A 15,341-nucleotide genomic window follows, 5' to 3' on the forward strand; every position below is an offset into this window, starting at 1 on the left:
GAAGGCAGATCATTGGTTGATATTCGCGTTGAGATCACCGCCGCACCGGTGACAGCACCTCACGAAAGGTAGATCGTTGGTTGATATTCGCAGTGACGCTCCGGTGATCGTGATCGGCCTCGGCCGGTTCGGCGCCGCGACCGCAGGACAGCTCGACCGCCAGGACCGCGAGGTGCTGGTGGTCGACACCGACCCCCAGCTCGTGCAGAAGTGGGCGGATCGCGTGACCCACGCCGTACAGGCCGACGCCCGCTCGATGGAGGCGCTGCGCCAGATCGGCGCCGACGAGTTCCAGATCGCGGTCGTCGCGACCGGCGCCTCGATCGAGTCGAGCGTGCTCATCGCGGCGAACCTCGTCGATCTCGGCATCCCCCAGATCTGGGCGAAGGCGATCTCGCTCTCGCACGGCAAGATCCTCGAGCGAATCGGCGTGAACCACGTCATCTACCCCGAGCGGGAGGCGGGCGAGCGCGTCGCCCACCTGCTGAGCGGCAGCATGCTCGACTTCATCCAGTTCGACGACAACTACGTCATCGCGAAGATGTACCCGCCGCGCTCGATCCGGGGTCGCTCCCTCTCGGACAGCGGCGTGCGCACCCGGTACCGCGTCACCGTGGTCGGCGTGAAGACCCCCGGTCAGCCGTTCACGCACGCCACGCAGGACACCGTCGTGTCACCGCACGATCTCATCATCGTGAGCGGCACCGCGGCCGATGTGGAGCGCTTCGCCGCGATCGGCTGAGCTCGGGATCGCGGGCGCGGATCGACGGCGCCGTCAGCCGGCCACGGCCGCGGCGACCTCGGCGAAGACCCCCGCCGCCCAGTCGCGCGCCGCCTCGGCGGCCGGAATCGAGCCGCCGGCGTCGTGCCGCCCGTACTCTCCCACCCGCGTCGCGCCGCACGCCTGCAGCGCCTCGTCGACGAGCTCGCTGCCTCGCGAGTAGGTGCGCTCGTAGCTGCGGTCGCCCATGCCGAAGACGGCGTAGCGCACGCCCGCGAGCCTCGGCCGCTCGTCCGTCAGCTGCCGCACGAAGGGCTGCGCCGCGCTCGGCACCTCGCCGTCGCCGTAGGTGGAGCAGATCACGAGGTGCATGCGCGACGGGTCGAGGTCGGCCGCGCGCACCTCGGCGAGATCGCGCACCACCAGGTCCGCTGCCTCGCCGAACGCGCGGGCGAGCTCGTCGGCCACGAGCTCGGCCCCGCCGGACTCGGTGCCGAAGAGGATCGTGGTGGGCGCCGCCGGGCCGATGCCCGACGCCGTCCCCGTCTCGAGCGGCGGCAGTTCGAGGCCGGTGTCGGCTGCGGCCTCGAGCTGCGCCTCGCGAGTGGGCAGCTTCGCGCGTTCGCGACCGGGCGCGGCTGTCAGGCGCTCGCGCAGGTCGATGCGGCGCCAGCCGTCGAAGTCGGTCTCGCCAGCGATCGGGGGCAGCCCGGCGGCCGACACGGTCACCGCTCCCGACTGGAGGTCGGCCGCGATGATGCGGGCGAGATCGCGGGCGTCGGCGCGCTGGTCCGGGATCGTGCCCCGCGGGCCGCGGCGCAGCCACCCCGCCGCGTAGAGGCCGGGCTCCACCCGTCCGTCGGGGTGCGCCCCCGGCTCGAGCGGGCTGTTCTCGTCGGCCGCGAAGCCGATCGCCGTGATGACGTCGTCGACGACGATCCTCGTCTCGCCTTCACCGCTCCGGAACACCGCGGTCTCTACGCGCCCCTCGCCCTCGAGGCGCTCGGGCGCGAGCCCGAACCACCACTCGATCGTGATGCGCGGCTCGGCTTCGCCCGCGGGTGCCCCGGGTCCCGCGGCACCCGCGCCGCCAGCGCCGCCCGCACCCGCGCCCCGCGCGGCGAGCGCCCGCACGGCGTCGATGCGCGCGTCGCGGCCGTCGTCGGCGAGCTCGCCCGCCCCGTGCACGACGTGCCGCACGCCCGCCAGGCCCGCGAGCTCACGCACCATGACCGGGTCGAAGCGCGCGGTCGCCGGACCGCTGCGGCCCACCACGTGCACGGTGCGCACGCGCTCGGTGAAGCGCCGGTGCGAGGCGTCGTCGATGTCGGATCCCTCGAAGCCTGCGGCGTCGCGCGCGATGAGCCGCACGATGTCCATGGCCACGTTGCCGTGGCCGATGACGGCGACGCGCTCCCCGAGCGGATCGGGCACGGGCTCGTCGGGGTGGCAGTTGAGGAAGCGGGTCACCGCGCCCGCCCCGCGCACGCCGACGAGGTCTGCGCCGGGAACGGGGAGCCGCGCGTCGCGGTGCATGCCGGTCGCGAGCACCACCGCGTCGTACGCTCCGCGCAGGTCTTCGAGCGAGACGTCGGCGCCGACGCGGCAGCTGCCGCGGAATCGCACGCCCTCCTCGGCGAAGAGCCGATCGAACTGCCGGGCCACGGCCTTCGTGCCCTGATGATCGGCGGCGACCCCGTAGCGCACGAGACCGTAGGGCGTGGGCAGCTCGTCGAACACCTCGACCGGCGCGGCGGGGAAGCTGCGCCGCAGCGCCTGGGCGGTGAAGCTGCCCGCGGGGCCGGATCCGACGATCGCGACGCGCGGCGCCGGCGGCGCCTCGCCCGCTGCGGCAGCAGCGGGGCGGGACGAGCGGCGGCCGTTCCAGGCGACGGGCAGCTTCGTCATGCCCCGGAACACCCACCCGCCGATCTCGGCCGGATCGTCTTCCACGAGCGAGAGGCCGTCGAGCGATGAGAAGAGAAGCGGCAGCGCGACCTCGGCGACCTCGGCCCGGGCGGCCCAGGCGCCGAGGCACACGTGCACTCCTTTGCCGAAGGCGAGGTGCGGCTTGGACTCGCGGCGGATGTCGAACGATGCGGGATCGTCCCAGACCCGCTCGTCGCGGTTGGCGGAGAGGATGCAGATGCCGAGGCGGGCGCCCGCGGGCAGCCGCACGCCGACGAGGTCGGTGTCGCGCGTCACCTGGCGCGAGTAGAGGCCGATGGGCGCCACCCACCGGATCGTCTCGTCGAAGACGGCCTGCCACAGCGAGGGGTCGCTCTCGACGGCGGCGCGCTGATCGGGGTGGGTGAGCAGCCCCCAGGCGGCGACGCCGAGGGCGTCGCGGGGCTCGTTGAGGCCGCCGCCGATCGTCATCTTCACGTTGGCCCGGATGCGGTCGAGCGGCATCTCGTAGTCGGGAATGCGCAGCAGCTGCGAGAGCAGCGACTCGTTCGGGTTGGCGGCGTGCCACGCGAGCATCTCGTCGAGCGCTGCGTCGACCTCGTCGAACGACTGCTTGCCGAGCGCCCACACCTCGGGGTCGTCGGCGTAGTTGCCGGTGGCGTCGATCATCGTCTGCGACCAGCGCTGCAGATCCTGCTGGGTGGCGTTGTGCAGACCGATGAGCTCGCGCAGGCTCTCTGCGGCGAAGGGGGCCGAGAAGTCCCAGATCAGGTCTGCGCCTGGGCCCTTCGCGATGAACTCCTCGAGGTAGCGCTCGGCATTGCGCTGGAATTTCGACTTCCAGACTCGCTGCACGGCGCCCGGGCGCAGCGCCGGCTGCCAGGCCTTTCGCTCGATGTAGTGCTCGGGGTCGTCCCTGCGCAGCATCGAGTGGCCCATCGCGCGGATCTGCAGCGACCCCTGCTCATCGGCCGAGAAGATCTGCTGGTCGAGCTCGGTCTCGTGCACGGCCTCGTATGAGGTGATGAGGTAGCGGCCGACCTGCGGCAACCAGTGCACGCCGCCCTCGGCGCGCAGCCGCTCGTAGATGGGGAATGGATCGCGATAGAGATCGGGAATGGTCACCCAGTCTGCGACCGGAGCCTCGTTGCTCGTCATGGCGCACCTCGTCGTTCTGAACTGCCGTACGCCTTCGAGTATGCTCGGCGCATAAACGAAACAAAAGCGGAATTATCTGCATTGTTTATTCGACGACGTGCAACAATGGGCGGCATGATCCGCACGCCGTCCGAAGGCCCCGCGCTCGAGTGGGGCATCAAGCGATCCCTCGTGCAGTACGTGATCGGCATGCCCGACGGCTCGGCCAGCGTGCTCCCTCCCGCACGGGTGGCCCGCGAGGGGTTCCGCTTCCCGGCGGCGGACCCCGCTCGGACCACCGATCCCCGTGCCGCCGGCGTCTCCGACCGAACGCTCCGCTTCGCCGGAACGGTGACGCTCAGCGGGCACAGCGGCATGCTGAGGCTCGTGTTCGAGGACCCCTGGCTGGTGCCCGGCGCAGGCCGCGGCCAGGCGTGGGAGCTCACGATCGCAGACCCCTACGAACCGGGATCGCGCCTGACCTTCGCCGCCATCGAGCGCCTCGAACTCGACGCTGCCGGCGGCGGCGCAGCGAACGGCACCCGCCTCACCGCGGCGGGTGCCGACCTCTTCGCCTCGGGTCCCTACGCCGACGGCACCGAGCTCGACGACCCGGTGGTGGTAGCGCGTGGCTGAACCGCTCGACGCGCCCCTGCCCGGCTTCACCCTGCGCCAGCTGGCCTACTTCGTCGCGGCCGCCGACGAGGGCACCATTACGGCCGCCGCCGAGGTGCTGCGCGTCTCACCCTCGGCGATGTCCGACGCCATCACCGAGCTCGAATCGGTCATGCGCGAGCGGCTGTGCGTGCGCCGCCGGGCCCACGGGCTCACACTCACACCCGCGGGGGCTCAGCTCGTGCGCCACGCGCGGCTCATGCTCGCCGAGGCCGAGGAGCTGCGCCGCTCCATCGGGGGCGGCGGGCAGCTGTCCGGCCCCGTCGTAATCGGCTGCTATCCGACGCTCGCGCCGACCGTCCTGCCGCCGCTGCTGCAGGACTTCGCCGAGCTGCACCCGCACATCGAGCTCTCGATCCGCGAGGCGACGCAAGATCGGCTGGCCGAGGATCTCGCGTCGGGCCGCATCGACGTGGCATTCGTCTACGACATGCTGGTGCCCGGCGATACCGAGCGCGCCAGGCTCTACGAGCTGCAGGCGCACGCGCTGCTCGCCGCCGACCACCCGCTCGCGGGGCGGGCGAGCGTGCGGCTCGACGAGCTCGTGGGCGACGACCTGATCCTGCTCGATGCGCCGCCCTCGAGCGAGCACACCCTCTCCGTGTTCGCCGAGCGCGGTCTGCACCCGCGCATCAGGCATCGCACGGCGAGCTACGAGGTGGTGCGCACGCTCGTGGCCCGCGGCCTCGGGTACGGCGTCCTGGTGACGCGGGTCGCCAACCCCGAGAGCTACGAGGGCCTGCCGCTCGTCACGAAGACGATCGTTCCGCCGGTGCGCCCGGTCGCGATCGACATGATCTGGGCTCCGGACCGGCCGGTCCCCGCGCGAACCCGGGCCCTGATCGAGTTCGCGCGGGGCGTCCCCTGGCCCTCGTGAGCGCAGCGGTTCAGACCGCGGCGTCTCCCTTGTCCGTGGTGAGAGGTGCGGCCCGCACCTCCTCGGCGCGGGCCGCACACATCATCGGCCATCAGCTGCACACGGATCAAACGGATTGAACCGCATATCGATACTGCGAAACCGGAGAATCGGGAGGCTGCCGGCCTATTCGCCCCGCTCCAACTCCTCCGATCGCCGCACGTTCGCGGCGAGCGCCCGGTCGAAGAGGTCGCCCCAGTCTGCCGCCTGCAGCACCTCGACGGCCCGCTCGGTGGTGCCCTTCGGGCTCGTCACGTTGCGGCGCAGCTGCTCGGGCTCATCGTCGCTGCGCACCATCAACTCGGCCGCGCCCGCGATCGTCTGCTGCACGAGCAGGCGGGCCTGATCCGCGTCGAAACCGAGCCTCCGGGCCGCCGCGATCATGTGCTCGGCGTAGAGGTAGACGTAGGCCGGGCCAGATCCCGAGACGGCGGCGACGTCGTTGATCTGATCCTCGCGCACCTCCAGCACCTCGCCGACGGTCTCGAACAGGCGCCGCACCGTGTCGACGGCCTCCTCGCCCGCCGAGGCCCCGCCGGCGATGCCGGTCACCCCGCGCCCGATGTGCGACGGGGTGTTCGGCATCGCCCGCACGACCGCGACGCCCTCGGGGAGCTCGGCCTCGATCGCACTGCTCGGCACGCCCGCGGCGACGCTCACGACGATCGCCCCCGGCTCGAGGGCGTCGGCGATCCCCCGCGCCGCCTCGGCGACCGTCCACGGCTTCACCGCGAGGATCACGAGCCCGGCGCCGCGCACCGCGTGGCGGTTGGCGTCGGGATCGCTCTCGCCCGCGTAGGCGACCACGTCATCGGCGCCGTCGAACGCCGCGGCGCTCGAGACCGACCGGGTGGTGACCGCGATCGGGAGCTCGATTTCCACCTCGGGGGCGCGCAGCCCCGCCAGGATCGCGCCGCCCATGGAGCCGACGCCGATCATGGCGGTGCGCGGAAGTGCTGCTGACTGCGTTGAGTTGCTCATGCTTCCCCAGTGTAGGTACTCCCCCGGGGATCAGACCGTGATGACCTTCGGGGCGGCGACGGCCTTCAGACCGTGCGCGCCGAACTCGAGCCCGTAGCCCGAGGCCTTGACCCCTCCGAACGGCACCATCGGGTTGAGCGTGCCGTGCTGGTTGATCCAGACCGTGCCGGCCTCGATGCGCTCCGCCACTCGACGCGCCTCCCCCGGATCCCCCCAGACCGAGGCCCCGAGACCCTGCTCGGAGGCGTTGGCGCGGGCGATCGCGTCGTCGAGATCGGAGTAGCGGATCACCGGGATCACCGGGCCGAACTGTTCCTCGTCGACGAGGGCCGCGCCGTCCTCGATGTCGGTGACGATCGTCGCGCGGTAGAACTGCGCGCCGAGCTCCTCCGCGGGCTCGCCGCCGGTCACGATCCTCGCCCCCCGGGCGCGCGCGTCGTCGACGAGGCGTGCGACGATCTCGAACTGCTGCGGCGTCGTCAGCGGACCGAGCAGGCTGCCCTCATCCGTCCCGGGCCCCATCGGGATCGACTCCGCCAGCTCGGCGAGCGCGGCGACCACCTCGTCGTGCACGGAGTCGTGCACGTACAGGCGCTTCAGCGCGGCGCACGTCTGGCCGGTGTTGATGAAGATGCCCCAGAAGAGCCCCTCGGCGATGGCCCGCGCATCGGCTCCGGGGAGCACGATCCCCGGGTCGTTGCCGCCCAGCTCGAGCGTGAGTCTCGCAAGGTTGTCGGCCGAGCTGCGCACGATCTCCCGGCCCGTCTCGGTCGACCCGGTGAACATCACCTTGTCGATGCCGGGGTGGCTCGCGATGCGCGCCCCCACCTCCCGGTTGCCCGAGACGACGGTCAGCACCCCCTCCGGCAGGTGCCGGTTCATGAGCTCGACGACGGCGAGCACGCTGAGCGGGGTGTAGCTGCTCGGCTTCACCACCACCGCGTTCCCCATGCGCAGTGACGGGGCGATCTGCCAGATGCCGATCAGCGCGGGCCAGTTCCACGGCCCGATCGCGGCCACCACGCCGAGCGGCACGTAGTGCAGCTCGGAGCGGGTGCCCTCCGCCTCGAACAGCACCTCGGGCTCGATCGCGGTGTCGGCCGCGCTGCGCACCCAGACGGCGCAGCCGCCGGCCTCGAACCGCGCCCCGGCGCCGTTCAACGGCTTGCCCTGCTCCCGCGCGATGATCCGCGCGAGGTCCTCGGCGTTCGCCTCGATCTCGTCGGCGGCGAGCCGCAGCAGCCGCGCGCGCTCCTCGTGCCCGAGGCCGGCCCACGCGGGCTGGGCTGCCCGCGCCGCCTCCACCGCGGCGTCGAGATCGGCCGTCGTGTGCACCGGCGCGTAGCCCATGGTCTCGCCCGTGGCGGCGTCCGGAATCGGGCGCCCCTCCTCCTGCGTCGCGGAGATCGCGTCCAGCAGCGTGTTGTCGGTCATCTCAGTCTTCCTCTCGTCTCGTACCGGCGCACCACTCAACGGTCGCCGAAGGAGGCCACGCAGGCGCTCGTCGCATCGTCGTAGGCCACGTCGTCGTAGCTCTCCAGCCCGGCGAGGTACTGCTCGAGCACGCCCTCAGCGTCCTCGAGCCCCTGCTCGGTGGCGAGCTCGATCCACATCTCCTGACCCGAGTCGCCGAGCGCGTCCTTCCAAGCCTGGGTGTCCTGCTCGGCCCACGCCGTGAGCGATTTCACGGTCGGGGCATCCTTCATCTGCTGGCACTGACCGGCCGCGACCTCGTTGAACGCCGCGGTGCCCTCACCGGTGTTCAGCTCCTCGGCCACCTGGTCGAACTGCTCGCGCAGGTCGTCGGGGAGCGCGTTGTAGGCGTCCGCGTTCACCCACATGCCGAAGGTCGAGTACTGGCCGATGCCCGGGTCGGTCCAATCGGGCAGCAGTTCCATCAGCCCGTAGTTCACCGGGAAGTCGATGGCGCCGCCGATCGTGGAGACGACCCCGCGCTCGACCGCCTCGTAGGTCTCCGGCGCCGTGACGGCGACGATGTTCGCGCCCTCGTTGCCGATGGCCTGCTGGATGATCGGGCCCGAGACGCGCACCTGGGCGCCCTGGAACTGGGCGACGCTCGTGATCGGCTCGTGCCCGCCGATCAGGAAGCGGCCGACCGGCCACGTCGCGACGTGGTGCAGGCCGTTGCGCTCCATGATCGCCTTCGCGGGATCGTAGTCCTCGTGCAGGTCGTAGATGGACTGCATCGCGGCCTGAGCGTTCTGACTGAGGAACGGGATGCTCACCATGCTGGTGGAGGGGAAGTACTGGGGCGTGTAGTCGGGCACCGTGACGCCGATCTGGGCGCGGCCGTCGCGCACGCAGTCGGCGACCTCGGGCGCCTTGCAGAGCGCCTCGGTGGCGGTGCGCTCGAAGGCGATGCGGCCCTCGGTGACCTCCTCGACGCGGTCGAGGAACCAGTTCTGCACGGCCGCGTTCGGGGTGTCGGCCTGAGCGCCGGTCACGAGCGTCCAGGTGACCGATTCCCCGCCGTCTCCGCCGTCTCCGCCCGACGACGCATTGTTGATGCCGGAGCAGCCGGCGAGCACGAGGCCCGCGACCGCGATGAGGCCGATCGAGGCGGCGGTGCGGCCGACCCGACGGGGGTGCTGGTGGGTGGAGAACATCATTGTCCTTTCATGGGTGTCCCGCTGCCGTGCGGAGCGAGGTTGACTTCATTGTTCAGCGGTGCGCAGGCACTGTCTTTGGCAGGCGGCGCAGACGGATGAGGCGTTCGCGCAAGGAGTCTCAGCCGGCGCTCTGAGCGACGAGCGACGGCAGGAAGAGCGTGATCGCGGGCACGAAGAAGAGGATCGCCGAGACCACGAGATCCATCAGCATGAGCGGCAGCACGCCCTTGAACACCGTCTCGGTGCGCAAGCCCGTGGCCCCGGAGACGACGAAGCACGTCATGCCGACCGGTGGCGTCACCATGCCGATCGCCGTGAGCTTCACGATCATGAGGCCGAGCCAGATGCCGTCGAAGCCGAGCTCCATCGCGATCGGATAGATGATCGGGATCGTGATGATGAGCACCGAGATCTCGTCGAGGGCGGTGCCGAGCGGCAGCAGGAGCAGCAGGAGCAGCCCGATCGTCAGCAGCGGCGGTACGTCGAGCCCCGCGACCCAGTTGGTCACGGTGTCGGGTACGTGGGCTGCGATGAGGAACGTCGAGAACACGCTCGAGCCGACGAGGATCATGAACACCATCGACGTGGTCTGCGCAGTGTCGAGCAGCGCGCCCTTCACGTTGCCCCACATGGTGCTCCAGCCGTCGCGGCGGAACTCCCAGAGCAGGATGAGGAGCGCTACGAACGCGGCGATCGCGGCCGACTCGGTCGAGGTGAAGACGCCGGAGAACATGCCTCCGAGGATGATCAGGAAGATCACGCTCAGGCGCACAAGCCCCCGCCACGGCAGGGTGCGCAGCGTGCGGCCGTAGACCTGCTGCACGGCCTCCGTGTCCGGGGTGCCCGGAGGCAGCGCGGCGGCGGTCGCGGTCGGCTCCGCGGTGCGGGTGCGGCTCGCGCCGCGCGCCTCGGCGGCGTCGGAGTGCGCGACCGCGACCGCATCGGCGAGCGTCGCCTCGGGCCGCACGATCTGCCGGTGCCCGACGACCAGGATGTACACGATGTAGCCGAGAGCCGAGAGCACGCCCGGGATGATGCCCGCGGCGAGGATCTGCGCGACCGACTCGCCCGTCATGATCGCGTACAGCACGAGGAAGGTGCTCGGCGGGATCACGACGCCCAGGGTGCCGGCGATGGCCACGATGCCCGTCGCGAGCGCCGCGGGGTAGCCGTAGGCCCGCATCTGCCCGACTGACAGCTTCGACATGGTGGCGGCCGTGCCGATGCTCGAACCTGAGACTGCCGAGAAGCCCGCGCACGCCATGACGGTGGCGACGCCGAGGCCTCCCGGGAAGCGGCTGACCATGTGGTTCGCGACCGCGAACACGTGCTCCGCGATCCGGGCCCGCATGGCGAACATGCCCATGAGTATGAACATGGGGATGATCGTCAACGAGAAGCTCGCGGTCGCACTGAAGGGCACGGAGCCGAGCACGTTCGTGGTGTAGCCGGTGCCCTGCAGGATGCCGAGGCCCAGCGCACCCGAGAGGGCGAGCGAAAGGGCGACCGGCATACGCAGCATCAGCAGCACGAGCAGCAGCACGACGATCGTGAGCACGATCACTGTGACGAGCATGACGGGTCTCCTGTCCGAGGTGTGGAACGGGGGCGGGCGCTACGCATCGAGCACCACCTCCGCGTCTTCTCCGTAGGCGGTGCGGCCGCGGATCACGCGCACCAGGTTGACGAGCGCGACGATCGCCCAGAACAGCACGCCGGCCGCGATGATCCAGCGCAGCGGCCAGATCGGCCACTGCACGAGGCCGAAGCGGGTCTCGCTCATGCTCGTCGACTGCACTGCGCGCGCGAGGAGGGCGGCGGTCATCCAGCCGAGGATCACGGCGTTGAGCGCCCAGATGAGCACCGACGCCGCCCGCGCGAGGCCGGGCTTCAGGCGGTCGGTGACGATGGTGACGGCTACGTGGCCGCCCTGGATCGAGGTCCACGCGAGGCCGAGGAACACCGACGCGACGAGCGCCGTCTCGGCGATCTCCATCATGCCGGGCAGGCTCGCGCGGGTGGTCCAGCGCACGAGCACGTCGATCACGGTCGCGAGCATGAGCACCACGAGGGCACCCGCCGCGATGACGCCGAGCGCGGCGCTGCACCGCTTCAGCCAGCGGTCGAAGGCCGATCCGCCGGGTTCTGCCGAGGTCTCCATGGCGCGTCCTAGCGGTCCCGCCAGAACTCGAAGGCGCGCGTGTGGTCCACGTTGCCGAGGGCATCCAGCGCCTCGCCCATGACGCGGGTCACGGCGTCGCAGACGGGCGCCTCGCGGCCGGCGGCCTGCTGCACCCGCTGCGCGATCCTCACGTCCTTCGTGAAGAGCGGCAGCGCGAAGCCGCTCGCGTACTGCTCGCCCACGACGTGCGCGGGCAGCACATGGGTGGTGACGAAGCTCTGCCCGGTCGAGGCGTTGAACACCTCGACCATCACTTCGGGGTCGAGGCCGAAGTCGGCGCCCGCTGCGAGCGCCTCGGAGGCCGCGGTGAACGCCGCCGCGGCCACGAAGTTGTTGAGGGCCTTCATCGCGTGCCCGGTGCCCAGCCTGCCGGTGCGGAAGATGCGCGAGCTCATCGTCTCGATCACGGGGATCGCCCGCTCGGCCGCGGCGTCGTCGTCGGCGCCGAGCATGATCGAGAGGGTCCCGTCGACCGCTCGTTCCCGCGCACCCGACACGGGGGCGTCGACCAGCGCGTAGCCCGCGCGGTGCAGCGCCTCGCCCGTCTCCACGGTCTCGGTCGGATCCGATGAGCTCATGTCGACGAAGACCGTGCCGGGGCGGGCCGGGATGCGGGGGGCGCCGTCGCCGTCGAGCAGTGCCTCGCGCACGATGGCGCTGGTCGGCAGCATCAAGACGATCACCTCGCGATCGGCGAGGTCCGCGACGCGCTCCACGGCCGACGCGCCGACGCGGCCCGCGAGCTCTCGCGCACGGTTGTGATCGACGTCGAACAGGGCCAGGTCGAACTCCCCCGACGCCGCGATGTTGCTGGACATGGGGTCGCCCATCGTGCCCAGACCGATGAAGCCGACCCGTGTGATCCGCTCGTTCATGTCGTTGCTCCTCTCCCGCGCCCGCTAGGGGCGCTCCGCTTCCCCGTCGAGATCCAGCGCGATACCCCGCTCCTCGAGGATCTCCTCGAGCGCGCGCAGCCCCTCGACCGCGGCGGGGATGCCGCAGTAGAGGATCGAGTGCACAACGACCTCGCGCAGCTCGATCGGGGAGACGCCATTGGCCAGCGCACCGCGCGCGTGCACCCGCAGCTCATGCGACTTGCCCTGCGCGATCAGCATCGCGAACGTGACGCGGCTGCGCTCGGCGTACGAGAGCCCGTCGCGCTGCCAGATGTCGCCGAAGCAGTACCGGGTGACGAAGTCCTGCAGCTTGTCGTTGAGGTCGGTGGTGTGCTCCACCTGGCCCTCCGCCCCCTCGGGCCCGAACATGGTGCGTCGCTGACGCAGGCCGACGTCGTACAGCTCGTCTCGGATCACGATCCACTCCTTCGAAGATTCGCCGCGGCCGCGTCGCCGCGCTGCTCATCAGTGTGCCCGAGGCGGCGGGCACGCCACTTGTCCGCTGCCGCAGTCCCGCTGGCAGATCGCGCAGCCCGTCGCGCAGCCAGCCGCCCGGGCTGGAAGCGGCGGCCGGTTGGTCGTACTCTTGCACACGGACGATGATGTTCAACGGGCAAGGAGGCATGCCGATGTCGGCGCACGATCCCCAATATTCGATGGAGTCGCACGAGTCGGTCGGATTCGACGAATGGGTGCGACTGGTCGGCAACCGCTTCGTACCGCTCGCACTGTCGACCGGCTCGCCCGAGACCTTCACGGGCACGATCCGCACCCGCACCATCGGCGGCATCTGCGTCACCGACATCGCCGCGTCCTCGCACAGCGTGCACCGGCTTTCGAACGCCATCCGCCGCGACAAGAACGACCACCTCAAGCTGAGCATGCAGCTCGAGGGCACCGGTCTCGTGATGCAGGACGGTCGCAGCGCCCACCTCAACCCTGGCGACGCCGCCATCTACGACACGTCGCGCCCCTACACCCTCGAGTACGGCGGGCCCATGCGATCGCTCGTCATGCTCTTTCCCCACTCCATGCTGGGGCTCTCGGCGAGCATGGTGCACACGGTCACCGCGGCGCGACTCGCGGGCGACACGGGGATCGGCCGCGTGATCTGCCCCTTCATGCAGCACATGGCCGAGAACCTCGACCAGCTCGAGGGCGTGAACGGCTCGCGCATCATGCACAGCGCCTTCGAGCTCATCACGGCGCTGCTCTCGTCCGAGATCCAGGCGACGTCGACGCGCGACGAGCACGGCGTGGCGTTCGAGTCGGTGCGCATGCACATCGATTCGCACCTCTGCGATCCCGATCTCAACACCGACTCCATCGCGAAGACCCACTTCATCTCCACCCGTCAGCTGCAGTACCTGTTCCAGGAGGAGGGGCTCACCGTCTCCGGCTACATCCGGTCGCGGCGCCTCGAGCGCTGCCGCATCGACCTCGAGGACTCCGCGCTGCAGGAGCGCACGGTGCTGCAGATCGCGCAGGCCGGGGGCTTCGTCGACCTCAGCCACTTCAGCAAGCTCTTCAAGTCGACTTACGGTCGCACGCCGCGCGAGCACCGACTCGCGCATCTCCGCGCAGTCGCGCTTCTATGACCCGATCCGGAGGCCTCCCCCGTAGAATGTGGGCAAGCGACGAAGGGATCGAGATGACCGCGGGTAGCGAGCACCGGGCACACATCGAAGAGGCGCTGCTGGACGGCGCGAGGATCTCCCGGGTGATCAGCCTCGACCTCGGAGAGGCCGACGGCGAACTCATGGTCGCGGCGAAGGTGGACCTCGATCCCGATCTCACGATGCGCGAGGTCTCGTTCGTGCTGCACCAGGCCAAGCGCCGGGTGCAGGCCGCGGTCGCCGAGGTCGCCGTGATCTACCTCGAGCCCGACGTCTACCTCGACCCGAACGCGGCGACGCCGTCGACCAGCTCCATCGTCACGCTGTCGTACGACTGACCCATCGCGCACCGAGAGTTCACCGGCGCGTCACGCGCCGAGCCCCACGAGGACATCCGCGCTCCCTAGCGTGGTGTCGGATCGGCACCGCCCCGGGCGGTGCCGCGAGCGCCGACCCGGCGATCCGCACCCACGTCACGAAAGGGAATCCACGTGAATTCTCGCGCACTCCTGCGCTCCGCAGCCCTGGTCACCACCGCCCTCCTGCTGGGCGGCACCCTCGCGGCCTGCTCCTCGAACGGCGGCGACGACACCGCTTCGGGGAACGTCGTCGACGCCTCGACCTCCACCAGCGCAGCCGATCTCGGCGGCTTCGACGCGCTCGTCGCGGCCGCTCAGGCCGAGGGCGAGCTCAACGTGATCGCGCTGCCCGAGGACTGGGCCAACTACGGCGCGATCATCGCCGGCTTCGAGGAGGAGTACGGCATCACGGTCAACTCCGCGTCGCCCGACGCGTCGAGCGCCGAGGAGATCCAGGCCGCCGAGAACCTCAAGGGCCAGGACACCGCCCCCGACGTCTTCGACCTCGGCGCGGCCGTCGCGCTCGAGAACACCGACAAGTTCGCGCCCTACAAGGTCGAGACCTGGGACGACATCCCCGACGAGAACAAGCACCCCGAAGGGCTGTGGGTGAACAACTACTCGGGCGTCATGTCGATCGGCTACGACAGCGACAAACTGCCCGAGCCCACCTCGCTCGACGATCTGCTGAGCGACGACTACCGCGGTGCGGTCGCGCTGAACGGCGACCCGACGCAGGCCGGTGCGGCGTTCGCCGCGGTGGGCTGGATCGCGGCGCTGAACGGCGGCGGCGTCGACGACTTCGGCCCCGGCATCGACTTCGTGGGGCAGCTGCGCGGAGCGGGGAACTTCCTCACCCTCGACCCCACTCCCGCGACCATCGCGTCGGGCGAGACCCCGGCCGTGTTCGACTGGTCGTTCAACAACGTCGCGGCCGCGGCCGACAAGCCGAGCTGGAAGACCACGGTCATCCCCGGCGCCGCGTACGTCAGCTTCTACAACGAGGCCATCAATGCCGACGCCCCGCACCCGGCGGCCGCCCGCCTCTGGCAGGAGTGGATCTTCTCTGACGAGGCGCAGGCCCTGTTCCTCGAGGGGAACGCCGTGCCCGTGCGCGTCGACGCCCTGAAGGCCTCGGGCGCCGCCGACGAGGGTCTCATCGAGGCCGCGACCTTCGGAACGGAGGGCGACGACTGGATCTCGCCCGACCAGGCGCAGACCGAGGCCGCGAACGCGGTGCTCGCCGAGCGCTGGGCCGCGACGATCAAGTGACGGCTCGCGGCGCCCCGCACCTCCCGGTCGAGCCGGGTCGCGCGGGGC

The 15,341-nt window shown here is 70.8% G+C and carries 14 protein-coding genes; 6 read left to right on the forward strand and 8 right to left on the reverse strand.

The window, feature by feature from the left end; all coding sequences use genetic code 11:
• The first annotated feature begins 76 nt into the window (after positions 1–76).
• Entirely contained in the window at positions 77–742 is a 666-nt protein-coding gene (locus tag H629_RS0104185) for a potassium channel family protein (RefSeq protein WP_024356094.1), read from the forward strand.
• 33 nt (positions 743–775) lie between these two features.
• On the opposite strand, the gene H629_RS0104190 is transcribed toward H629_RS0104185, so the two are convergent.
• Positions 776–3,787: a cytochrome P450 gene (locus tag H629_RS0104190; protein WP_024356095.1), complete on the reverse strand. Its 3,012-nt coding sequence runs from the start codon at positions 3,785–3,787 to the stop codon at positions 776–778.
• A 114-nt stretch (positions 3,788–3,901) separates the two neighbouring features.
• On the opposite strand from H629_RS0104190, the gene H629_RS0104195 reads away from it, so the two are divergent.
• Together H629_RS0104195 and H629_RS0104200 are read left to right on the forward strand one after the other, a co-directional pair.
• Complete coding sequence (locus H629_RS0104195) at positions 3,902–4,402, forward strand: HtaA domain-containing protein (RefSeq protein WP_024356096.1); 501 nt, start codon at positions 3,902–3,904, stop codon at positions 4,400–4,402.
• A complete protein-coding gene (locus H629_RS0104200) occupies positions 4,395–5,318 on the forward strand; it encodes a LysR family transcriptional regulator (RefSeq protein ID WP_024356097.1) in 924 nt (307 codons plus the stop codon). The genes H629_RS0104195 and H629_RS0104200 overlap by 8 nt, the downstream gene beginning before the upstream one ends.
• Positions 5,319–5,483: 165 nt before the next feature.
• On the opposite strand, the gene proC is transcribed toward H629_RS0104200, so the two are convergent.
• The 7 genes from proC to H629_RS0104235 all read right to left on the reverse strand — a co-directional run bounded on the left by proC (position 5,484) and on the right by H629_RS0104235 (position 12,463).
• The gene (gene proC / locus H629_RS0104205) at positions 5,484–6,338 is read right to left on the reverse strand and encodes a pyrroline-5-carboxylate reductase (RefSeq protein ID WP_029746557.1); all 855 of its coding nucleotides are present in this window, start codon (positions 6,336–6,338) and stop codon (positions 5,484–5,486) included.
• A 30-nt stretch (positions 6,339–6,368) separates the two neighbouring features.
• Positions 6,369–7,772, reverse strand: a complete 1,404-nt coding sequence (locus H629_RS0104210; protein ID WP_024356099.1) for an aldehyde dehydrogenase family protein — start codon at positions 7,770–7,772, stop codon at positions 6,369–6,371.
• Between the two features lie 35 nt (positions 7,773–7,807).
• A complete protein-coding gene (dctP, locus tag H629_RS0104215) occupies positions 7,808–8,965 on the reverse strand; it encodes a TRAP transporter substrate-binding protein DctP (RefSeq protein WP_161607976.1) in 1,158 nt (385 codons plus the stop codon).
• A gap of 121 nt (positions 8,966–9,086) precedes the next feature.
• On the reverse strand, positions 9,087–10,544 hold the full coding sequence (locus H629_RS0104220; protein ID WP_024356101.1) for a TRAP transporter large permease: 1,458 nt from the start codon (positions 10,542–10,544) through the stop codon (positions 9,087–9,089).
• 39 nt (positions 10,545–10,583) lie between these two features.
• Positions 10,584–11,129, reverse strand: coding sequence for a TRAP transporter small permease (locus H629_RS0104225; RefSeq protein ID WP_024356102.1), 546 nt, complete (start codon positions 11,127–11,129; stop codon positions 10,584–10,586).
• 8 nt (positions 11,130–11,137) lie between these two features.
• Positions 11,138–12,025 (reverse strand): NAD(P)-dependent oxidoreductase, encoded by an 888-nt coding sequence (locus H629_RS0104230; protein WP_024356103.1) that lies wholly within the window; start codon positions 12,023–12,025, stop codon positions 11,138–11,140.
• A 24-nt stretch (positions 12,026–12,049) separates the two neighbouring features.
• Positions 12,050–12,463 carry a carboxymuconolactone decarboxylase family protein gene (locus H629_RS0104235; protein WP_024356104.1) on the reverse strand — a complete coding sequence of 138 codons (414 nt, stop codon included), beginning with the start codon at positions 12,461–12,463 and terminating at the stop codon, positions 12,050–12,052.
• Positions 12,464–12,675: 212 nt separating this feature from the next.
• Between H629_RS0104235 and H629_RS0104240 the strand changes: the two genes are divergently transcribed.
• The 3 genes from H629_RS0104240 to H629_RS0104250 all read left to right on the forward strand — a co-directional run bounded on the left by H629_RS0104240 (position 12,676) and on the right by H629_RS0104250 (position 15,293).
• Positions 12,676–13,644: an AraC-like ligand-binding domain-containing protein gene (locus tag H629_RS0104240; RefSeq protein ID WP_051137798.1), complete on the forward strand. Its 969-nt coding sequence runs from the start codon at positions 12,676–12,678 to the stop codon at positions 13,642–13,644.
• A gap of 53 nt (positions 13,645–13,697) precedes the next feature.
• Positions 13,698–14,000: a hypothetical protein gene (locus tag H629_RS0104245; RefSeq protein WP_017882622.1), complete on the forward strand. Its 303-nt coding sequence runs from the start codon at positions 13,698–13,700 to the stop codon at positions 13,998–14,000.
• 153 nt (positions 14,001–14,153) lie between these two features.
• On the forward strand, positions 14,154–15,293 hold the full coding sequence (locus tag H629_RS0104250; RefSeq protein WP_024356106.1) for an ABC transporter substrate-binding protein: 1,140 nt from the start codon (positions 14,154–14,156) through the stop codon (positions 15,291–15,293).
• Positions 15,294–15,341 lie beyond the last annotated feature (48 nt).

It is taken from the genome of Leucobacter chironomi DSM 19883 (genome assembly GCF_000421845.1).
GTDB classification, from domain to species: Bacteria; Actinomycetota; Actinomycetes; order Actinomycetales; family Microbacteriaceae; genus Leucobacter; species Leucobacter chironomi.